The sequence below is a fragment of the Komagataeibacter sp. FNDCR2 genome (genome assembly GCF_021295395.1).
In the GTDB taxonomy this organism is placed as follows: domain Bacteria; phylum Pseudomonadota; class Alphaproteobacteria; order Acetobacterales; family Acetobacteraceae; genus Komagataeibacter.
The window spans coordinates 2,975,483-2,996,309 of sequence record NZ_JAIWOU010000001.1 but is presented as its reverse complement, the minus strand read 5'-3'; the positions used below and the strand labels follow the sequence as shown (position 1 = coordinate 2,996,309).

Sequence of the window (20,827 nt, the reverse complement as noted above, 5' to 3'; positions counted from 1 at the left end):
GCTCAGCCGGCCGGTGCGGCCAGCCGGTCACGAAACAGGCGGCGCAGTTTCGCGACCTTGGGCGCGATGACGGCGTTGCAATAGGGATTGCCGGGATTGCGGGCGAAATAATCGCGGTGATAGTCCTCCGCTGGCCAGAAATGGGTCAGCGGGGCGATTTCGGTTACGATGGGCGCGGGCCAGATGCCTGATTTATCCATCTCGTCACGAATGGCGTAAGCCGTCTTTTCCTGCGCTTCGTCCTGCCAGTAAATGACGGAGCGGTACTGCGTGCCCACATCGTTACCCTGCCGGTTGCGCGTGGTCGGGTCGTGCATGACAAAAAAGATGCGCAGCAGGTCGGCGCACGAGATCACATCCGGATCGAACGTGACGCGCACCACCTCGGCATGGCCGGTCCGCCCGGTACAGACCTGTTCATAGGTCGGGTCGGGACGATCCCCGCCCGCATAACCCGGCATGATGGCGGATACGCCGCGCAGTTCGGCCAGCGGCGCTTCCACACACCAGAAGCAGCCGCCACCCAGCACCAGTGTCTCCAATGCGTGCGCGGTCATGCCTGCTGCTCCTCCATGCGTTTCATTGCCGTCCTGTTTTACGCAATGCGCGCCAGCGCGGCCTGAAGGCGCTGGCGTTCCGCCTGAAACGACTCAAGGCGCTCACGGTTTTCAGCCACGACCTCCGGCTTGGCGCGGGCCACGAAATCGGCATTGCCCAGCTTGCGCTCGACCTTCACGATCTCACCATCCACCTTGGCGCATTCCTTTTCCAGCCGCTGGCGTTCCTGCGCCAGGTCGATAATGCCGGCAAGCGGGATGACAAGGGTCGCCTCGTCCACTACGAGCTGGGCCGCGCCCTGGGGCATTTCCCCCGCCAGCGGCAGGACTTCGGATACGCGGGCCATGCGGCTGATCGCTTCCGCCCATTTGGCCGTGCGCGCCACCGTAACGGGGGCGGCATCACGCAGCAGCACCGGGGCAAGGCGCGAAGGCGGCACGTTCATTTCCGAACGCACGGTGCGGATGGCGGTGATGAAGCGGATCAGCCATTCCACCTCCTCACGCGCCTGTTGCGCCCCATCGAGCAGCACGGGTTGCGGCCATGGCGCGGTCATGAGCGAGCCTTCGGCCCCGAAACCGAAATGCTGCCACAGCCGGTCGGTCATGAACGGGGTGACCGGCTGCAGCAGGCGCAGGATCGTGCCCAGCACATGGGCGGCCACGGCACGCGTTTCGACGGCCTCCGCCGTATCGCCCGCGCCCAGCACCGGCTTGGCAAGTTCAAGGAACCAGTCGCAGAAGCAGTTCCAGACAAAGCGGTAGCACACGGCGGCGTATTCATCGAAACGGAAGGTCTCAAGCGCGCGTGTCGCCTCTTCCGTCGCCTGCGCCAGTTCGGCCAGAATCCACCGGCCCAGCGGGGAGGTGACATCCCCGGGCCGGAAACCCTCCACTGGGGCCACGCCGTTCATTTCGCAAAAACGCGCGGCGTTCCATATCTTGGTCATGAAGGAGCGGTACTCCTCCACCCGCTTGCGGCCCAGCTTCACATCACGGCCAAGGCCGGTCAGCGCGCAGATGCAAAAGCGCATGGCGTCCGCGCCATAGGTGTCGATCAGTTCCAGCGGATCAATGCCGTTGCCCTTGGACTTGGACATTTTCTGCCCGCGCTCGTCACGCACCAGCCCGTGGATGAACACCTTACGGAAGGGTACGTCCTTCATGAAATGCAGGCCCATCATCATCATCCGCGCGACCCAGAAGAAGATGATGTCGAACCCGGTGACGAGCACATCGGTCGGGTAATAACGGGCCAGTTCCGGTGTCTGTTCGGGCCAGCCCAGCGTGGAAAATGGCCATAGTGCCGAGGAAAACCATGTATCGAGCACGTCGGCGTCGCGGGTCAGTTCCGTATCCTGCCCGTAATGGGCGCGGGCCTGCGCCATGGCCCCGGCCTCGTCACCATCCACGAAGACATGCCCGTCCGGGCCGTACCATGCGGGAATACGGTGCCCCCACCAGAGCTGGCGGCTGATGCACCAGGGCTGGATGTCGCGCATCCAGGCGTAAAAGGTATTCTCCCACTGCCGGGGCACGAATTCGATCCGGCCACTTTCCACGGCTTCAACGGCGGGACCGGCCAGTGTCCTGGCATCGCAGTACCACTGCGTGGTCAGCCTTGGCTCGACCACCGCGCCACTGCGCTCGGCATAGGGAACCTGGTTGGTATGGGGCTCGATCTTTTCCAGCCATTCAAGCCGTTCCAGTTCGGCCACCATCACCTTGCGCGCCTCATCACGCGGCATCCCGGCAAGGGTGCGGACAAAGGCGGGATCGGCCAGGCCTTCCTCGGCGCGCAGTTCGTCTTCAATCTCGCCCAGCGTTATGCGGGCTTCCTCATCCAGCACGCTGGGCATATCCAGCTTGTGGCGGCGGCCTACCTCGAAATCGTTGAAATCATGGGCGGGCGTGATCTTGACGGCGCCGCTGCCCTTGGTCGGGTCGGAATGTTCATCGGCCACGACGGGAATGCGGCGGCCCGTCAGCGGCAGGATGACGTTGCGGCCCACCAGGTCGGCAAAGCGTTCATCATCGGGGTGAACGGCCACGGCCATATCGCCCAGCATCGTCTCGGGCCGCGTGGTGGCGACCGTGATGGTGCGGCCCGGCTGGCCTTCCACGGGGTAGCGGATATACCACAGGTTGCCCCGGGTCTCGCGGTTATCGACCTCAAGGTCGGAAATGGCGGACCGGAAGGCGGGATCCCAGTTGACCAGCCGCCGGTCACGATAGATCAGGCCCTCGCGGTAAAGGGTGACGAAAACCTCCTTGACCGCGCTGGACAGGCCCTCGTCCATGGTAAAGCGTTCACGCGCCCAGTCGAGCGAGCCGCCAAGGCGGCGCAACTGCGTGGTGATGCCGCCACCGGACTGGGCCTTCCACTCCCACACCCGTTCGACAAAGGCGTCACGGCCCATTTCCTGGCGTGACGTGCCTTCCTTTTGCAACATCCGTTCGACCACAAGCTGTGTCGCGATCCCGGCATGGTCGGTGCCGGGCTGCCAGAGCGTGTCGCGCCCCTGCATGCGCCGCCAGCGGATGAGCGTATCCTGCAGGGTCATGGTCAGGGCGTGGCCGATATGCAGCGTGCCGGTGACATTGGGCGGCGGGATCATGATGGTATAGGGCGACGCCGAACCGGTCGGCTGGGCGCTGAAGGCGCCGCTGGCCTCCCACAGGGCGTAGAGGGAGGTTTCTGTCCCGTCGGGGGAGAACGACTTGTCAAGCATCACGAAAAACCAGATCCACCATAATCAGACGCAAGGCAGGACACCGCGCCCGGCCATGGGCAGATATACCCCAAACCGGCGTGAAGGGAACGCCGCCCGTGCAATCTTTATACGCCCTCCGCCATCGCGACGCAGGCATGGAGGAACGATGCCCCGCGCAGCACCGTGCCTTATGGGCCGGTTCCGGCGGCGGCCCGTTACCGCCCCGGCTGGCTGGTGGCGTAATCGCTGATTCCCCACAGCCGGTCATGGACGGCGCGGTAATAGGCGCGCTCATCATAAAGGGGGACGTCAAGGTTAAGGTCGCGCGCCGTCAGCCTGCCTATGGCCGCCGTGACCTGATAGGTGGACAGGACAAGGTTGCCCACACTCCGCACCAGCGCGATCTGGGCCTGGAGCAGCGTCTCCTGCTGCTGGAGCACCGCCAGCGTGGAGGTCGTGCCCACAAGCACCTGACGCTGCATGCCATGCAGGGCCATGGCGTCGGCGGCCACGGCCATGCGGTTGCTTTCTATCGCGGCGCGGTTGGCCTGCATGCGCTGCCAGCTTGCGGCGGCCATCTGCACGGCCGCACGGCGGTTCACATCCACGGTATGGGTCGCCTCGGCCACCTGCTGGCGCGCCATGCGCACGCTCGCATACTCGCCGCCCCCCTGGTACAGCGGCATGCTGGCGCTGACCATGGCGTATTTATCGTTCTCCAGGGAACGGCCTTCATCCTGATTGATGGCGTGGGTATAGGCGGCCTCGGCGCTGATGGTGGGCATAAGGGCCGCGAAGGCCACGCCCACGGCATCCTTTTTCGCGGCTTCGTCAAATAGCGCGCCAATCACCTCCGGATTGTTCTGCACGGCCTGCGTCATGGCGTCCTGTTCGGCATGCAGGGGCAGCACCAGCGGCTGGGGCGGGGCCAGATCGGGCGGGGCGTCACAGCCGGTGACCTGCCGGTAGGTTGCGCGGTCGGCCTGCAGCGTGCCTTCGGCCAGTTGCCTTGTCGCACGCGCGTTGGCCAGCGCACCCTGCGCCTGGGCCACATCGGTATGGGTGAACTCACCACCATGCGCGCGCAGTTCCGTGGCGTGGAGCTGGGTGGCGTAAAGCTGTTCGTTGTTGATGTCGATACTCAGTATCTGCTGGTCTTCCACCACATTGACATACGCATTGACGACATCGGCCAGCACCTGCTGTTCGGCGGCGATCAGGCGCGCGCGCTCGGCCATGACGGCGTGGCGGGCCTTGTGCGTGGTGGCCGTCGTCTTGCCGCCGGTGTACAGCGGCTGGGTAATGCTGACCCCGCCCGCGTAGCCGGGGCTGTCATACTGACGTGCGTAACCGTTTTCGGTCGCTGTCGGGGCCATGCGCATGGCCCCGGAATAGTAGGACATGCTGGCGCTGCCGGTAATGGTGGGCCGCCAGCCCCCCAGCGCCTGGGGCACCTGCTCATCGGTGGCGCGCAGGGTGGCGCGTTCCTGCCGCAGCAGTGGGTTGGTCAGATAGGCCAGCGCCAGCGCGCCCTTCAGGGTCTTTGGCGCCTCCGCCCCCATGGGAGCATCGGGCGACACCCGCGCCAGCGCCGTACTGCAATACAGGAGCGCCACCCCGCCCGCACCGATAGCCCATCTGCCCGTCATTCATTCCCCCGCCGACCGACATGCCTTACGGAAACATATGTTCCGGCATACCGATCTAGCGGCAGGATATTGCGCGGGCGTTAACCGTGGCGGGATCAGAAGACGAAAGCGGGGGCGGGCTCGAGTTCGGGCAGCAACGGCACCGCCACGTCGAACAGGGGCTGCGCCGCGCTGCCCTGCGGGGTGGGCAGGACCAGGCTGACCGATGTCACGCCCGAATCGCGGCATACGGGCGCGATGATCCGCCCCCCATCGCGCAGTTGCGCCACCAGTGCCGGGGGAACCTGCCTGACCGCGCCATCAATAAGGATCAGGTCATACGGGGCGTCGTCGGGCGCGCCGCTGACCAGCGCGCCTTCGCGCCAGTGAACCTGCGGGGCCCATGTAAAGCACAGCGCCTTGCCGATCTCGGCCAGGCGCGCTTCCGATTCGAGCGCGATGACCGTAAGATCCAGCTCCATGGTGGCCAGCAGCGCCGCCAGGTAGCCGGTGCCTGCCCCCACCACCAGCACCCGCTCCCCCTGCGAGATTTCGGCAACCTGCAGCATGCGTGCGATCACACGCGGTTCCGTCAGGTAGCGTCCCTCCCCCAATGGCAGGCTGTTGTCGGAATAGGCGAAGGCACGCAGGGAATCGGGCACGGCCAGTTCGCGCGGCAGCGCGCGCATGGCGGCGATCACGGACGGATTACTGACCTGTGAGGGACGGACCTGCGCATCCACCATGCGCTGTCTGGCCGCCACGAAATCGAACGGCGCGTAATCGGGGTCTGTCTTATCCATAACTTTTCCTTGAAACACTGTGCCTGATGGGGCGTGACTCGACCGCCCGAGGGAACGGACGGAATTTTCCCGGCAGTTTTCCTACTTTATGCGCCGCTTTGACAGGGGAACAACGGTAAACCTGCACACAACGGCTTGACCTGCCGCGCATTTCGGCAGATATAGCCCCTGTGTCGCTGAGGTCTGGTGGCAGAATGGTGATGCAGCGGACTGCAAATCCGCGAATGTGGGTTCGATTCCCGCCCAGACCTCCACCCCTTTCCTGACAAGGGCGGGGCAGTAAGTGACACATCCCCCTGAAAATCCGCCGTTTCTGTTCCGTATGTCATCGGCTTATCCTGATGGCTGGCATCATCCCGCAACAGGCATGATGGGATATCAATACCGGCCAGTTCCGCCATCCGGGGCGCGAAACCGTCATCCCCCTGATTACATGGTCCTTAAAATATTCTGAAGGGCATCGGCCTTGTCCGCGGCTTCGCACAACCGTGCATGCGCGGGGTCGGTTTCCTTCATTGTGGAAAGCGCGGTTTCCAGGGCATTGATGATCTCCTGGATCAGCGTGGTGGTTTCGTCACCGATTTCCTCACCATGCGCGCCTTCGTCATCAAAATAGTTGTCCATCTGGCCATCCTCACTATTCCGGGTGAAGCATACCAGCCAAACCTGCCACCCGGTATGTCATGCACGCAACGCATGCAATCGCTGGAAGCCCCTGCGGCATGATGCCAGCGAATGTCTGGCAACGCAGCCGATACTATCAGAATATGCTTCAGACGTCCTGCCGATCCGCTGCGCGCAATACTCTTTTATACTGTAACCGCGCCTTCTCCTATAATAAGGGGCCTGCCGCCGCCCGCCCGGGGCGACACCCCCTTATTTTTCCGCTGTCAGGATCCCAAGCATGCCCCACCGCCCCGCCGCCCCGCTGCAGACACGACGCGGGGCGATGGCCACTGGCATGGGCCTGATCCTGTCCGCCATCACGCCCCACGCGGCCCGGGGCAGGCCGCTGGATATGAGCGCCGTTGACGACAGGCTGCGCCGCGCGGTCAGCACGCATGAAACCGTGGGTGTTGTCTGCGCGATAGGCCAGCATGGGCGTGTCCTGCACCGCGCGGTATATGGCCAGCGCGCCATAAGCCCCGTGGCACAGCGCATGACGTGGGATACGGTGTTCGACATGGCGTCGCTGACCAAATCCCTCATTACCGCGCCGTGCATCATGCAGTTATGGGAAGGCGGGCTGATCGGGCTGGATACCCCGCTAAGCACCTACCTGCCGGAATTCGCGGCCTGTGGAAAAAAAGACATCACCATCCGGCACCTGCTGACCCATTATTCCGGCCTGCCCCCCGACCTTGATCTGGTGGAACAGTGGCAGGGCCACGATCAGGCCCGCAGCCTTACCATGAACAGCCGCCCCGACCTGCCCGCGGGGCAGAAATTCGTCTATAGCGACATCAATTATCTCGCACTTGGCTTCCTGCTTGAAAAACTGACCGGCCTGCCGCTGGATGTCTATGCCACCCGGCATATCCTGCGCCCCATGGGTCTGGATCATTCCTGCTTCCGCCCCGCCGCCAGCCTCCTGCCCCGGATCGCGCCGACACAGGTGGACGAGACGGGCCACATGCTGCGCGGCGTGGTGCATGATCCGACCGCGCGCCGCATGGGCGGGGTCGCGGGCCATGCGGGGCTTTTCTCCGATGCCGATGATGTCTGCCGCTACGCGCTGGCCCTGCTGGACCGCCGCGCGGGACGCCCCGGCAGCCCGTTCCCGCTGCGACGCGATACGGTGCTTCTGATGACCACGCCCCAGCAACCGGCAGGCAGGGCGGACCTGCGCGGATTGGGGTGGGACATCGCCACCCATTATTCCAGCGCGCGGGGCGACGGCTTTCCCGTCGGTTCGTTCGGGCATACCGGCTTTACCGGAACCTCGTTATGGATCGACCCGCAAAGCGACAGCTACGTGATGATCCTGACCAACCGCGTCCATCCGGACGGGCACGGCAATGTCGTGGCCCTGCGCCACGATGTCGCGACCGCCGCCGCCATCGCCCTGCATGCGGGCTGATTACGCCCCTTAATGTGGCTGGTCCGTGGCCTGCACCAGCAGCGCGATGGCGGGCATGGTCTCCTGAAGCAGGTCGCCCGCGGGCTGGGGCATGGTTCTCACGCGCAGCAGGGAGCGTGACGCATCGAACTGGGCCCGGGCCATGCCCACGGCGGCATCCGCCCGCGCGCGCCAGCTTCCTGCCGGGGTGTCGTCCAGAGCATCCAGCCCGGCCTGCGCCAGTTGCGCCAGCAGGGCGGAGGCGGGCAGAACCTCCCGCAGGGCCGGATCGCCCGCCGCCATGTCCCGCAGGCGCGCGTCGTTGCCACGCCAGTTTTCCAGCCGGGCGCGCAGACCCGCCGCCAGATCGTGCCGACCTGCCAGATAGGCCCGCACATCGCGCGCGAAGGCAGCGGCCTCGAAACTGTCTGGCGTGGCGATGTCAGCCGCGCGGTCCAGCGGGCGCGGGATGGGGGTCGGGGCGACATGGCTGGGGCCGAAAACATGGTTATGGGCGTAATTGCGTACCGGGCTGGTGACGGATAGCAGGACTGACAGGGGCGTCGTATCGTCCGGCGCCAGACGCGCCATCATGCGATGGGTATCGGCGGTGGCGCGATTGCCCAGCAGTTCCAGTTCCGACTGCACCACGGGCAGGCGAAGGGCGAGGCTGGTTTCATCACGCACGCTGGCGGGCGACCAGAACCGCTCGGCCAGGGCGGCGCAGCGGGGCCACAGCCGGGCGTCCAGCATCTCCTCCGTCACGATTTCAGTCCATAACGGCGCTTCCGCGCCCATGACATGCCCGGCCAGCTCAGGCGTCATGCGCGCGGCGGGATCCAGCGTGAAGGCGTCGAGCGCGGGCGCATTGGCGCGTGCCACCTGATCGGGCGGCAGGCCGTTGCCCTGCGGGTCAAGCGGATCAACGCGGTAATACTCGGCGGCGGGCAGCAGCAGGTCCAGATAATACCCGGCGGAGACCACAACCGGATGCCCGGCGGCGGCGGCGGCAACCGTGTAGCGCGAGCCGCGCCACGGTTCGATGACGATACTGGCCGGTACCGGCGCGTCGATCAGTTCATCCCAGCCCATCATGACCTTTCCCTCACGCGCCAGCATGGCATACACGCGCTGGGTGAAGACGGCCTGCAAGGCCGCGACATCCGCATGGCCATGCCGTTTCATGAACGCGGCAATATGGGGGTTACCCGTCCATTCGTCAGGGCGGACCTCGTCCCCGCCCACATGAAAATAGGCATCGGGGAACAGGCCGGCCATTTCATGATAAAGCCGGGCAAGGAACACATAGGTCTGCGGATTGGACGGGTCCATGGCCGCCCGGACCACCCGCTTGGGATCCATGGGCGTCGTAACCGGCTGCGCGGCATATTGGGGATAGGCCTGCAACACGGCGTAGCTGTGGCCCGGCGCATCGAATTCCGGCACGACCCGGATGCCCCGGTCGGCGGCATAGGCCACCAGCGCGCGTATCTGCCGCTGCGTGTAATATTCCCCATGGGATGCGACCTGTTGCAGGCGTGGGTAAAGGCGGCTTTCCACCCGAAAACCCTGCCCATCGGAAAGATGGAGATGCACGACATTCAGCCGGGTCAGTTCCATCATGTCGAGCTGCCGCTCCAGCGCCGCGACGGACATGAAATGGCGGCTGACATCCACCATCACGCCGCGCCACGCAAAACGCGGGCTGTCATCAATCACCGCCGCGTCCAGAACCGGGCCGCTATCGTGCCGTTCCACCAGTTGCAGCAGGGTGCTCAATCCACGCAGTACGCCCGCCGGGCCATCGGCCACCAGCGTTGCCCCTTCTGCATCGGTCTGAAGGTGGTAATGCTCCTTCATGTGGATGGACAGCATGGCCGGGTCGGCGTTCACACAGCGGATGCGCAGGGTCAGCCCGGCGGACTGCCCGGGCGCGGCATCACGGGCCGACAACATGGCCAGCCGGTGTGAAAAACGCGCCACCGCCCGATCCAGCAGCGCCGGACGCGCACCCTGCCAGACAACCCGCACACCGCCGGTCAATGCAAGGCTGCCGGGCTGGGGCTGATAGAAAACCGGCTGCGGCATGAGGGCGGGCGCCGCAAGACCGTAACCTGTCACAGCCTGCGCACTTCCCATGCACAGCAGCAGGGCCAGAAACCTGAAACGGCGGACACGGCGCATGGCGATCATGTTTTTCCTCAGCGGTGGATACGCCATTATGCCACGGTTTCCCCGCCCGGCACCCCGCGCCGCCACAGCATAAGCGCGTAAAGCAGGATACAGGTGTAGGACAGCATGATAAGGCCCATGAAAGCGGCCTTGACCCCGACATGGGGGATCAGGAGCGCAAAAACCTGTGGCATCACGCCGCCACCTGAAAACGCCATGACCAGCAGGGTCGTGGCCTGGCTCCGCCACGGCCCCGCCAGCCCCAGCACAAGCGGGAACAGGATTGGCATCATCATGGCGTTGGCCAGACCGAACAGCGCCACGCACAGGACTGACCCCATGCCCTGCGCCAGCACCGCCGCAAGGCACAGCACCATGCCCATAATGGCGGATAACGCCAGATAGGTCCGCTGGCCGAACACCGCAGGCACCATGACCGTACCGATCACATAGCCGCACAGCATGGCCGCCAGCGTCAGCGAGGTCAGGAACCTGACCTGCCCCAGCGACAGGCCGGCCTGCCCGCCGTAAAGGCCGATGCCGTCACCCGCCATGACTTCGGCCCCCACATACATGAACACCACGCCCACGCCCGCCCATGCCCGCGCGCCCATGCGCAGGGCGAAGGCAGGGCCGTGGGATGAACGGGGGGCTGGCCGGTCATCCAGATGGATATCGGGCAGTCCGGCATGGCGCAGCCCAACCGCGACAAGCAGCAGTATCACGGCCATGGCGCGATAGGGCCCCACGACCGCATGCGCAAAGGCGGCCAGTACGGAGGCGCGTGCCTGCGGCGTTCCCGCCATGGCCAGATGGCTGGCGACACCCCCGATATCGCGCATGACCAGAAATGAAAATACAACAGGTGCGATAATTCCAGACACCTTATTGGCAATACCCATGATCGCGATACGCCGCGCGGCATGATGCGCGGCCCCCAGCAGGGTCACATACGGGTTGACCGTAACCTGCAGTAGCGTCAGTCCCGCCCCCAGCACGGACAGGCCCGCCAGCGCGCCGGGGTACCAGCGCAGGCCCACACATTCCCCGAAGGCAAGCGTTCCCCCGGCCATGACGGCCAGCGCGACCATGATCCCGTTACGCAGCCCCGTGCGCCGCGCCAGCCCCATCGCCGGGATCGCGCAGAAAAAATAGGACAGGTAGAAACACATCGGCACCAGAAACGCGCCCACCGGCCCCAGGCCGAAGGCAACCTGCACGAAGGTTATCAACGGGCCGTTCAGCCATGTCACGAACCCGATGATGAAAAACAGCGCCGCCATGACAATCAGGGGCCGCGCGCCGTATCCCCCGCGTGGCGGTACCAGATGCTGTCGGGTCAAATCCCGCCCTCCCTTCCCCATGCCGCGCGGCCATCGCGCCACCTCACGTCGGAACCGTAACAGGTTCGGACGCCACTGGCAGCCGTCATGCCCATATTCCGTGCGCTGGCATGACCTGCTATGGCTGCCCCTTCCCTGACAACAGGACAGGCTGGACGGTCATGCGCCTGCGCTCCCCATGGCGCCCCCATATCCCGGCGGGCGATACCTCCCCCGCCGAGCGTCTGGCCGATGCGCTGGCGGGCGACATACTGGCTGAAAAACTGGATGCGGGCGACCGCCTGCCCGCCCATCGTGACCTTGCATGGCGGCTGGGCATAGGCGTGGGCAGCGTCACCCGCGCCTATGCCGTGCTTGAACGGCGCGGACTGGTGCGCAGCATACGGGGGCGGGGCACCTTTGTCGCCTCGCGCCCCGGCAGTTCGGGGCGGATGCTGGACCTGTCCGCCAACATGCCGCCGCCAATGTTCAGTGACCGCGCCCTGACGCGCACGCTCTCACGCCTGGCCCGCACGGTCGATCCGGCGCTGTTCAATGTATATCCCCCTGTCGCGGGGCATATCGAGCATCGGCGCATCATGAGCCACTGGCTGGCCGAACTGGGCGTGGACATACCGCCCGAGCGCCTGCTGCTGGCCAGCGGCGCGCAACAGGCGCTGGGCGTGGCGCTGGCGGCGGGGCGGGGCGCGGCGTCCCACATCCTGACCGAGGAACTGACCTATCCCGGCATGCTGGGGCTGATCCGCCAGGCGGGGCTGGCCGCATGCGGTCTGGCCATGGACCGGCACGGCATGCGCCCTGACAGCCTGGAACACGCCCTGAGCCGCCACGGGCCGGGGCGCTGCATCGTGTATGTCACGCCCACCATGCACAACCCCACCACGGCCACCATGGACCACGCGCGCAGGCACGACATCGCGCGCCTGTGCCACGCCCATGACGCCCTGATCATCGAGGATGATGTCTATGACTGCGCCCATGATGACAGCCTGCCGCCGCTGGTCACGCTGGCGCCGGAGCGGACTTTCTACATCAGCAGCCTGTCCAAGACCCTCAGCCCCGGCCTGCGCATCGGCGCCGTGGCGCCACCCGTGGCCTTCATGCCCGCGGCGCGGGAGGCGTTGCTGAATTCATCGCTCATGATCGCTCCCCTCTCCTACGCCATGATGGCGCAGTGGATGCAGGATGGCACGGCGGCCTCGGTGCGCCAGGCGTTGCGGGGGGAAGCCGGGCGCAGGCGCGAACTGGCCCTGCGCATAATGGGGCCTTACCTCACGCCGCCGCCCTATGACGCCTTTCATGCATGGATACCGCTGGAAATGGCGCAGGCCGTGCCATTCACCACCCGCGCGGCGGCGCAGGATGTAAGGGTCAGCCCACCGCAGCCATTCATGGCGGATCCGGCGCGCGCCACGCAGGCGGGCATACGCCTGAGCCTTGGCCCCGCCTCCCTGCCCGACCTGACCGAAGCCCTGCGCCGCCTGCGCCGGGTTCGTGAGGAGATGGGGAATAGTGTCACGTGACACTTTCTTCCTAGATGGAAAGTGTCACACCCCCTTATGCTGCCGACAGATAACAGGATCAGGCAGGATCATCCATGTCAGAACAGCCCATTACCGTCATCGCGACCCTGCGCGTCCACCCCGCGCAGGAAAAGGCGGCGCTTGACGCCATCCGGCAGTGCGTCGCCGCATCCCGGCAGGAAAAGACCAACCTGTCCTACCAGTGCCATCGCGATATCAGCGACCCGGATGTTTTCGTGTTCGTGGAGCGCTGGGCCAGCCCCGAAGCCCTGACGGAACATGAAACCACGCCACATTTCCGTGCGATGGCGGAGGTGTTCAAAACCGCGCTGGCCGAGCCGCTGCATGTGCGCATCACACGTGAAATCTGATCCCGCGCCGCTACGGTTGCTGGCGCGTCTCGCCATCGCGCTGTTCCTGTCCTACATGGCGGTGGCCCTGCCGCTGGCGGCCATACCCGTATCCATCCTGCACTGGCCCGGCTACGGCAACGGGCTGGCCGGGCTGGCGGTCGGGATCGCGTTCTTTTCCACCATTCTCAGCCGCAACCACGCCGGGGCGTTCGCCGATACGAAGGGCGGCCGGTCCTGCATGCGCGGGGGGCTGGCCATCTATGTCGCGGCCAGCCTGGTCTGCGCGCTGTCCGGCCTGACCATGCTGCCCGGCGGCGCGCGCTACATCATCCTGCTGGCGGGCAGGCTGCTGCTGGGCATCGGGGAAAGCCTGACGATCGTGGGCATGCTTGGCTGGGGTATCGGCCTTATGGGGCAGCAGCGCGCGGGGCGCGTGCTGGCATGGACGGGGGCCGCCATGTATGGCGCCTTTGCCGTGGGCGGGCCGATCGGACTGGCCATTTATGAACAGGCGGGCATGGGCGCGCTCATGCTGGTTTCCGCCCTGCTGCCGCTGATCGGGCTGGCGCTGGTGCACGCCGTTCCGCCCTCCCCCACGCATGCCGGGGGCAGGCCCCCTTTCTGGCATATCCTGGGCACCATCCGCTGGCAGGGTATCGCCGTGGCGCTGCAGGGGGTCGGGTTCGCGGCCCTGGGCGCGTTCCTGCCGCTGCGCTTCATCCATGCGCACTGGCCTTATGCCGGGCTGGGGCTGACCTGTTTCGGGCTGGCCTTCGTGGCGGGCCGCTTCACCTGCGGGCATCTGCCCGACCGGATTGGCGGGCTGCGGGTGGCGGCGCTGTCGCTTACGATCGAAGCGGCGGGGCAGTACCTGCTGTGGTGCGCGCCCTCACCCTTCCTCGCGCTTGCCGGGGCGGTGCTGACGGGGGCCGGGTGTTCCATGGTCTATCCCTCGCTGGGGGTGGAGGTCGTGCGGGTGGTGCCACCGCATATGCGTGGCACGGCGCTTGGTGGCTTCGCCGCGTTCCAGGATCTGGCCTATGGCGCGACTGGACCGCTCGCCGGTCTGCTCGCGGACCGTTACGGGTATGACATCGTGTTCCTGCTGGGCGGGTTGTGCGCCACCGGCGGGGTCGGCGTTGTCCTTGGCCTGCTGAACGCACGGCGCGGAGGCGCGTAGGATGACCACGCGATATGTCTATGTGCTTGGCACCTGCGATACGAAGCAGGCCGAGCTTGGCTATATTGCCAGCACCCTGCGTGACAGCGGCGTGGCCGCCCGCATTGTGGATGTCAGCACACGGCAGGCCCCGGCGCAGGCCGACATAAGCGCCCGTACCGTCGCCGGTTTCCACCCACGGGGCGAAGGCGCCGTGTTCTGCGGTGACCGGGGGCGTTCCATCGGGGCCATGGCGGAGGCGCTGCGCCATTACCTGACCCGCTGCACGGACATGGCAGGCGTGATCGCCATTGGCGGTTCGGGGGGAACGGCGCTGGTGGCCCCGGCATTGCAGGCCCTGCCGCTTGGCCTGCCCAAGCTGGTCGTCTCCACCGTGGCGTCGGGCAATACCGCGCCCTATGTGGGCGGCTCCGATATTGCGATGCTGTATTCCGTGACGGACATGGAGGGGCTGAACCGCCTCTCGCGCGTGATTTTATGCAATGCCGCCCATGCCATGGCGGGCATGGTGCAGGCGCCCTGCGCAAGCCGGGCCGATCCCCGCCCCGCCATCGGGCTGACCATGTTCGGCGTGACGACGCCCTGCGTCGATCAGGTCGTGCACCAGTTGTCCGGGCGGTTTGACTGTCTTGTCTTCCACGCCACCGGCACCGGCGGGCGGGCCATGGAACGGCTGGCGGATGACGGGACGATACGCGGCCTGGTTGACGTAACGCTGACCGAGTTCTGTGATCTGGTGGCAGGCGGCATATTCCCCTGTGACGCCGACCGCCTGGGCGCGCCCATTCGCACGGGACTGCCCTATGTCGGCAGTTGCGGGGGGCTGGACATGGTCAATTTCGGGGCGCGCGACACGGTGCCCGAACACTACCGCCAGCGCAGGCTGGTCGAACACAACCCCCAGATCACCCTCATGCGCACCAGTGCCGCTGAATGCGGTGAAATGGGGCGCATGATCGGCCGGCAACTGAACCGATGCGAAGGCGAGGTCCGCTTCCTGTATCCCGAAGGGGGGTTTTCCTCCCTCGACCGGCCGGGCGGTCCCTTTTACGACCCCGAAGCGGATGAAGCCTTTTATGCGGCACTGGCGCGGACGCTGGAACAGACCGCGCGCCGCCGCCTGATCCGCCTTCCCCATGCCATCAACGACCCGGCCTTCGCCGCGGCGCTGGCAGACGAATTTTCCCGCATCTTTATGGAGAGCACCGATAATGCCCAGCATTCCCCGCAGTGACATCCTGGCCAAATTCCGCAGCCTGATTGCCGCGCGCAAACCCATTGTAGGCGGTGGCGCGGGCACCGGCCTGTCCGCCAAATGCGAGGCGGCGGGCGGGATCGACCTGATCGTGATCTACAATTCCGGCCGTTACCGCATGGCGGGCCGGGGGTCGCTGGCGGGTATCCTGGCCTATGGCAACGCCAACCAGATCGTTATGGAAATGGCGCGCGAAGTGCTGCCCGTTGTCCCGCACACGCCCGTTCTGGCCGGGGTGAACGGCACCGACCCGTTCGTGGATTTTGACGTGTTTCTCGATGACGTGAAACGCATCGGCTTTTCAGGCATCCAGAACTTTCCCACCGTCGGGCTGATTGACGGCACCTTCCGCAAGAACCTTGAGGAAACCGGCATGAGCTACAGCCTTGAGGTGGATGTGGTCGCCCGCGCCAACCGCAAGGACCTGCTGACCACCCCCTACGTCTTCGATCCCGCGCAGGCAGTGGACATGGCCAGGGCGGGGGCTGATGTGCTGGTCGCCCATATGGGCCTGACCACGGGGGGCGCCATCGGGGCGGAAACCGCCTTCACGCTGGAGGACTCGATCACCCTGATTAACGAGATTACGGAAGCGGCCCGCACGATCCGCTCCGACATCATCATCCTGTGCCATGGCGGCCCGATCGCCATGCCCGCCGATGCGCAGAAAGTACTTTCGGCCTGTCCCGACTGCCACGGCTTTTACGGTGCGTCGAGCATGGAGCGCCTGCCCGTGGAGGTCGCCCTGACCGAGCAGACCCGCAACTTCAAGGCAATGACCCGCTGAGGGAGAGACGCATCGCGCTGGACGTTCCCGGCCACGGATCAAGGATCGTGGCCGGATGGGTGGAAAGCGCGTTACTGCGCGGTGTACCCGCCATCAATCACCAGTTCACTGCCCGTCATGAACTTTGATTCGTCGGATGCAAGGAACACGATGCCATACGCAATGTCATCCGGTTCACCCAGATGGCCGAGCGGATGCAGGTCGATCAGTTTCTGGCGCGCGGCCACCTGATCGGGGGTTTCGGCGGTAAAGCCCTGCACCATAGGGGTCCAGATATAACCGGGATGGATGGAATTGACCCGGATCTTGTAACCCGAGCGCGCGCAGTGCAGGGCCGCGGATTTTGTAAAAAGCCGTACGCCGCCCTTGCTGGCGTTATAGGCGGCAAGGGCGGGATCGCCGATCAGCCCCTCGATCGAGGAGAGATTGATGATCGAACCGCCGCCATGGGGCTTCATGGCTTCCACCGCGTACCGCGTGCCGAGAAACACCCCGTCCAGATTGACGGACTGCACACGCCGCCAGTCCGCAAGGCTGGTTGTCTCAACGGAGCCATTGTACAGGATACCCGCGTTATTGACCGCGATATCCAGCCGGCCGAACCTGCCGGTAATGGCCGCCATGGCTTTTTCCCAATCCGCTTCCGCCGTTACATTGAGGGAAACGAACATGGCTTCGCCGCCAGCGGATTCAATTTCGGCCACGATGGCCTGGCCTTCCTTTTCCTTGAGATCGGCCACAACCACCTTCGCGCCCTCACGCGCCAGCAGCAGGGCCGTGGCCTTGCCGATACCAAGCGCCGCACCCGTAACAAGCGCCACTTTTCCCGATACACGCCCCATGATCTTCTCCTGAATAATTATCTTTTAAAATATAAGGAAATTTCCATTAGGGATGCGAGTGACTTAACCATTCCAGACCCGCAGACACAGATTTGTGACCCTGTTGCCCCGGCACGCGGCGGATGGAGATGGCCCGAAGGGGATCACATATGCCCCGGCCGCCCGAGCGAGATATAGTCGAACCCGGCCTCCCTTATGGCCTGCGGATCCCAGATATTACGCAGATCCGCGATCTTGCGGCCTTTCATCTGCTTTTTCAGCTTATCGGGAGAAAGCGAGCGGAATTCGTTCCATTCCGTCAGCACCACGACAAGATCCGCCCCCTCGGCCACCGCCACGGCATCGCGGCAATAGGTAACGGAGGCAGGCAGCACGGCGCGGGCGGTTTCCATGCCCGCGGGATCAAAGGCCCGGATACGCGCCCCCGCCCTGTCAAGCCGGGTCAGGATGGTGATGGACGCCGCCTCGCGCATATCATCCGTTTCCGGCTTGAAGGTCAGGCCAAGCACGCCGACCGTCAGGCCACTCACATCCCCCCCGGCAAAGGCGATGATCCGTGTGGCCATGTCCTGCATGCGCGCTTCATTGACCGCTACCGTCGTCTCGATCAGGCGCACGGGAGAACCCGCGTTACGGCCGATTGCCGTCAGCGCGCGGGTATCCTTGGGAAAGCAGGAGCCACCAAAGCCGGGGCTGGGGTGCAGGAACTTCTTGCCTATGCGCCCGTCCAGCCCGATGGAGCGCGCGACATCCGTCACGTTCGCGCCCACTTTTTCACACAGATCCGCAATTTCGTTGATGAAGGTGATCTTCATCGCCAGAAACGAGTTGGCTGAATATTTTATCAGCTCCGCCGTCTCCAGCCCGGTGAATACGATCGGGGTTTCAAGCAGGTAGAGCGGGCGATAAAGCCTGCGCAGAATATCCTGCGCGCGCGTGGTGCCGCCCGGCTTGTGCTGGTCCGTGCCGATAATGACACGGTCGGGCCGCATGAAATCCTGAATGGCGTTGCCTTCACGCAGGAATTCCGGGTTCGAGGCGATATCAAAATCAAGGTCAGGCCGTGTCTCCCGCACGATGCGGGCGATTTCACGGCCAGTACCGACCGGGACGGTGGATTTTGTTACGATAAGGGTATATCCATCCGCCGCGCGGGCAACCTGCTCAACCGCGGCATAAACGTAACTTGTATCCGCCTGTCCGTCGCCCCGGCGCGAGGGCGTGCCCACAGCCAGGAACACGGCGTCGACACCCCTGATGGCGGTGGCAATATCATCACCAAAGGTCAGGCGGCCCGCCGCCACGTTATCTTCAACCAGACGGTCCAGCCCGGGTTCGTAAATCGGGATTCGCCCTTCCCGCAGGGCGGCGAGACGGTCGGGATTGGTTTCAACAATGGCGACATCCGTGCCGAATTCCGCGAAACATGTGCCGGAGACCAATCCTACATAGCCTCCACCGATCATAGCAATGCGCACCTGGGTCCCCTGGTTTGTTTCCGGAACTGTTATCCTGAACAGGATCGAAGCTGACAGTTCCAGAACTGGCTGAAGAAAATAAAGCCCGCGATCAATCTACGTCCGTATCATGCAGATGATGCATAAGGTTACGATGACCTTGAAAATACTCCACTCTCCCGCACGGCCATTATGACCGGCATGTCGTCCTGCCTCACGCAATGAACACTCCAGCATGCGGCACGAAGTCATAATCCATGACGTGAGCGGGGCACAACCTTACAATCCCCTCTTCTTCTCCCTCGCACACAAGGCCAGCAGGAAAAATCATTTACACATGAATTAACACGTATTTACTGGAAATTATTCCGGGGACCTACCGCAGGTCAGGCGTCTTTACACCAAGATCGTAACGATTTCGGTGCAAGACAGTGTGGACAGCCATCAACAACGACATAATGAAGTTATGGGAATTCCTTTCACATCGATTTGAATTCAGCCAATGAAACAATTTGTAACTGTCGCGTTAGGGGTATCTGTCTGGCTCAATCCCGTTATTTTGGTGGGGCCTGTTATATTGATGGGGGCGTGTGTTGCGCAACGTAACATGGCTTTTCATAGCAAGGCAGGCAGTATTATTTATACTGCTTCTTCTTATATCAATAAATATATATAACTCTTTCCCTATCGGGGGGCATCTCCCCCCTTTTCAGGTAGATTTTCGAAAAGCGTATTATGCTGCGGGACTGGCGGTGATCCGGGGTGGTCCGCAGGCTCTGCGGCCATTGATCGAACAGGCTGAATTCGTCAACTGGCCGATCGAGTCCTACCTGTTCGTGCCATTCGCAGGGTTCAGGCATGAAGTAGCGGAGCAGATTTTTCTTTTTCTGGGTATTCTGGCTACAATCGGCGCATTTTTATTACTCGCAAAAGGATGCGATCCAAAAACAAAAATCATCCTTGCGCTGATATTTCTGGCGAATGGGCCATTATGGTACAGCCTTATGGCCATGGGCAATACCACGCATTTTATACTGTTCGCTCTCATCGGCACGTTATTGCTTATCCAACGCAGGTGGATGTACACGGCTGGCCTTATAATAGGCATGGCCGCATCAATAAAACCGATGATTTCCATTTTCATTCTGTATTTTTTCTATCGCCGCAACTACCGTGCCGCCCTGTCCAGCACATCCGTCATAGTAATAATGGCCGTATCGTCCATAATATTTTTTGGGCCGTCAATAACGCATGAATGGTATGAGCATTGCATAGTAGAGTTCTCGACAAAACCTATCGGAGCCTTCAACAATCAGTCTGTCAGCGCCTTCCTGCTACGTTTGCAGACGGGGCCTACCTACCTGCACGACTGGCATGGACAGGATGTTTCGGGCAATATCCATATTCTTGTAAAAAATATTCCGCTCTTCCTTCTGTTATTAACGGGTTACACTGGCTGGAAATGGCGAAAAGAGTTTATGGCCACGCGTGCGCCAGATCCCCATGTCGCGGATATATTCGATTTCAGCCTGCTGGTGACTTTCTGTATCGTAACAAGCCCGGTCTCGTGGACGCATTACTATCTGCTTCTTCTGCTGCCATGGAGCTTTTATATTACCGGGCGCCTGCCACTCGATAATGGCCCGATGACATCATCACTGGTCTGGGGCAGTATCGTTCTCTCCTCCCTGCCGGTTCTCTATCCCATATCCTTACCAGAACCGATAGCGACATGGGCGGCGCGATCCCTGGCCTCCCTTTGGTTTCTGGGCGGGATGCTTTTTCTGTTCTCCCTGTTCCGGTATGCTCTCCATGTCTCTCAAACAGTCCAGCCACCTGTCCTGATCGATATCCCCTCCCTGATCGGCAATGATGAGGACGTGCCCCTGGGGATGAGCGCGAATGACGACCTTCTGCCCCCTGCCATCATGGACCGAACAACCGGCCCGCCCTGACAAGGAAATATACAAACGTATTTTCCAACATATCTGGGCTACGGGGCAGGCCCGCGACTGGCGCGCGAATCCTGCCCCCTTTGCGCAATCCTGATCTGGAGCCATTCTACCTTCCGCTCCAACATTTATATCCAGAGTTTGAAGCCTGTTTCAGCAATTTCCGTAACCTGGGGTATGATGGTTCCCTATAGCTGACCCA

At 63.5% G+C, this 20,827-nt stretch carries 16 protein-coding genes and 1 tRNA gene; 8 read left to right on the top strand and 9 right to left on the bottom strand.

The window, feature by feature from the left end; translation table 11 throughout:
* Positions 1 to 2: 2 nt before the first annotated feature.
* The 4 genes from msrA to LDL28_RS14090 form a co-directional block, all read right to left on the bottom strand.
* Positions 3 to 557: a peptide-methionine (S)-S-oxide reductase MsrA gene (gene msrA, locus LDL28_RS14105; RefSeq protein ID WP_233059125.1), complete on the bottom strand. Its 555-nt coding sequence runs from the start codon at positions 555 to 557 to the stop codon at positions 3 to 5.
* A 38-nt stretch (positions 558 to 595) separates the two neighbouring features.
* Complete coding sequence (locus LDL28_RS14100; protein ID WP_233059318.1) at positions 596 to 3,289, bottom strand: valine--tRNA ligase; 2,694 nt, start codon at positions 3,287 to 3,289, stop codon at positions 596 to 598.
* A 197-nt stretch (positions 3,290 to 3,486) separates the two neighbouring features.
* Positions 3,487 to 4,920 (bottom strand): TolC family outer membrane protein, encoded by a 1,434-nt coding sequence (locus LDL28_RS14095; RefSeq protein WP_233059124.1) that lies wholly within the window; start codon positions 4,918 to 4,920, stop codon positions 3,487 to 3,489.
* A gap of 95 nt (positions 4,921 to 5,015) precedes the next feature.
* Positions 5,016 to 5,702: a protein-L-isoaspartate O-methyltransferase gene (locus LDL28_RS14090; protein ID WP_233059123.1), complete on the bottom strand. Its 687-nt coding sequence runs from the start codon at positions 5,700 to 5,702 to the stop codon at positions 5,016 to 5,018.
* A 180-nt stretch (positions 5,703 to 5,882) separates the two neighbouring features.
* On the opposite strand from LDL28_RS14090, the gene LDL28_RS14085 reads away from it, so the two are divergent.
* Positions 5,883 to 5,956: transfer RNA gene (locus LDL28_RS14085), tRNA-Cys, on the top strand.
* A 175-nt stretch (positions 5,957 to 6,131) separates the two neighbouring features.
* Here the strand turns inward: LDL28_RS14085 and LDL28_RS14080 are convergent.
* Positions 6,132 to 6,326, bottom strand: a complete 195-nt coding sequence (locus LDL28_RS14080) for a hypothetical protein (RefSeq protein WP_233059122.1) — start codon at positions 6,324 to 6,326, stop codon at positions 6,132 to 6,134.
* 280 nt (positions 6,327 to 6,606) lie between these two features.
* Between LDL28_RS14080 and LDL28_RS14075 the strand changes: the two genes are divergently transcribed.
* Positions 6,607 to 7,782, top strand: a complete 1,176-nt coding sequence (locus LDL28_RS14075; RefSeq protein ID WP_370636352.1) for a serine hydrolase domain-containing protein — start codon at positions 6,607 to 6,609, stop codon at positions 7,780 to 7,782.
* A gap of 9 nt (positions 7,783 to 7,791) precedes the next feature.
* Here the strand turns inward: LDL28_RS14075 and LDL28_RS14070 are convergent, their stop codons facing one another.
* Together LDL28_RS14070 and gluP are read right to left on the bottom strand one after the other, a co-directional pair.
* A complete protein-coding gene (locus tag LDL28_RS14070; RefSeq protein WP_370636397.1) occupies positions 7,792 to 9,945 on the bottom strand; it encodes a beta-N-acetylhexosaminidase in 2,154 nt (717 codons plus the stop codon).
* Positions 9,946 to 9,980: 35 nt separating this feature from the next.
* Complete coding sequence (gene gluP, locus LDL28_RS14065) at positions 9,981 to 11,276, bottom strand: glucose/galactose MFS transporter (protein WP_370636351.1); 1,296 nt, start codon at positions 11,274 to 11,276, stop codon at positions 9,981 to 9,983.
* A gap of 161 nt (positions 11,277 to 11,437) precedes the next feature.
* On the opposite strand from gluP, the gene LDL28_RS14060 reads away from it, so the two are divergent.
* The 5 genes from LDL28_RS14060 (at position 11,438) to LDL28_RS14040 (ending at position 16,374) form a co-directional block, all read left to right on the top strand.
* Positions 11,438 to 12,799 (top strand): PLP-dependent aminotransferase family protein, encoded by a 1,362-nt coding sequence (locus tag LDL28_RS14060; RefSeq protein ID WP_233059120.1) that lies wholly within the window; start codon positions 11,438 to 11,440, stop codon positions 12,797 to 12,799.
* Positions 12,800 to 12,873: 74 nt separating this feature from the next.
* A complete protein-coding gene (locus LDL28_RS14055; RefSeq protein WP_233059119.1) occupies positions 12,874 to 13,170 on the top strand; it encodes a putative quinol monooxygenase in 297 nt (98 codons plus the stop codon).
* Positions 13,145 to 14,332, top strand: coding sequence for an arabinose transporter (locus LDL28_RS14050; protein ID WP_233059118.1), 1,188 nt, complete (start codon positions 13,145 to 13,147; stop codon positions 14,330 to 14,332). Before LDL28_RS14055 ends, LDL28_RS14050 begins: the two co-directional genes overlap by 26 nt.
* Position 14,333: 1 nt before the next feature.
* On the top strand, positions 14,334 to 15,566 hold the full coding sequence (locus LDL28_RS14045; RefSeq protein ID WP_233059117.1) for a Tm-1-like ATP-binding domain-containing protein: 1,233 nt from the start codon (positions 14,334 to 14,336) through the stop codon (positions 15,564 to 15,566).
* Entirely contained in the window at positions 15,544 to 16,374 is an 831-nt protein-coding gene (locus LDL28_RS14040) for a phosphoenolpyruvate hydrolase family protein (protein WP_233059116.1), read from the top strand. The genes LDL28_RS14045 and LDL28_RS14040 overlap by 23 nt, the downstream gene beginning before the upstream one ends.
* Before the next feature lie 71 nt (positions 16,375 to 16,445).
* Here the strand turns inward: LDL28_RS14040 and LDL28_RS14035 are convergent, their stop codons facing one another.
* Complete coding sequence (locus LDL28_RS14035) at positions 16,446 to 17,216, bottom strand: SDR family oxidoreductase (RefSeq protein WP_233059115.1); 771 nt, start codon at positions 17,214 to 17,216, stop codon at positions 16,446 to 16,448.
* A 143-nt stretch (positions 17,217 to 17,359) separates the two neighbouring features.
* On the bottom strand, positions 17,360 to 18,682 hold the full coding sequence (locus LDL28_RS14030) for a UDP-glucose/GDP-mannose dehydrogenase family protein (RefSeq protein ID WP_255663281.1): 1,323 nt from the start codon (positions 18,680 to 18,682) through the stop codon (positions 17,360 to 17,362).
* A 776-nt stretch (positions 18,683 to 19,458) separates the two neighbouring features.
* Between LDL28_RS14030 and LDL28_RS14025 the strand changes: the two genes are divergently transcribed.
* A complete protein-coding gene (locus LDL28_RS14025; protein WP_233059113.1) occupies positions 19,459 to 20,628 on the top strand; it encodes a glycosyltransferase 87 family protein in 1,170 nt (389 codons plus the stop codon).
* Positions 20,629 to 20,827: the final 199 nt, after the last annotated feature.

Bases quoted from the DNA above. Each gene is read 5' to 3' on its own strand.
- LDL28_RS14030 (WP_255663281.1), bottom strand. From the start codon at position 18,682: ATGATCGGTGGAGGCTATGTAGGATTGGTCTCCGGCACATGTTTCGCG.
- LDL28_RS14050 (WP_233059118.1), top strand. From the start codon at position 13,145: ATGTGCGCATCACACGTGAAATCTGATCCCGCGCCGCTACGGTTGCTG.
- LDL28_RS14045 (WP_233059117.1), top strand. From the start codon at position 14,334: ATGACCACGCGATATGTCTATGTGCTTGGCACCTGCGATACGAAGCAG.
- LDL28_RS14035 (WP_233059115.1), bottom strand. From the start codon at position 17,216: ATGGGGCGTGTATCGGGAAAAGTGGCGCTTGTTACGGGTGCGGCGCTT.
- LDL28_RS14080 (WP_233059122.1), bottom strand. From the start codon at position 6,326: ATGGACAACTATTTTGATGACGAAGGCGCGCATGGTGAGGAAATCGGT.
- LDL28_RS14075 (WP_370636352.1), top strand. From the start codon at position 6,607: ATGCCCCACCGCCCCGCCGCCCCGCTGCAGACACGACGCGGGGCGATG.
- LDL28_RS14090 (WP_233059123.1), bottom strand. From the start codon at position 5,702: ATGGATAAGACAGACCCCGATTACGCGCCGTTCGATTTCGTGGCGGCC.
- LDL28_RS14070 (WP_370636397.1), bottom strand. From the start codon at position 9,945: ATGCGCCGTGTCCGCCGTTTCAGGTTTCTGGCCCTGCTGCTGTGCATG.
- LDL28_RS14060 (WP_233059120.1), top strand. From the start codon at position 11,438: ATGCGCCTGCGCTCCCCATGGCGCCCCCATATCCCGGCGGGCGATACC.
- LDL28_RS14100 (WP_233059318.1), bottom strand. From the start codon at position 3,289: ATGCTTGACAAGTCGTTCTCCCCCGACGGGACAGAAACCTCCCTCTAC.
- msrA (WP_233059125.1), bottom strand. From the start codon at position 557: ATGACCGCGCACGCATTGGAGACACTGGTGCTGGGTGGCGGCTGCTTC.
- LDL28_RS14095 (WP_233059124.1), bottom strand. From the start codon at position 4,920: ATGACGGGCAGATGGGCTATCGGTGCGGGCGGGGTGGCGCTCCTGTAT.
- LDL28_RS14055 (WP_233059119.1), top strand. From the start codon at position 12,874: ATGTCAGAACAGCCCATTACCGTCATCGCGACCCTGCGCGTCCACCCC.
- LDL28_RS14040 (WP_233059116.1), top strand. From the start codon at position 15,544: ATGCCCAGCATTCCCCGCAGTGACATCCTGGCCAAATTCCGCAGCCTG.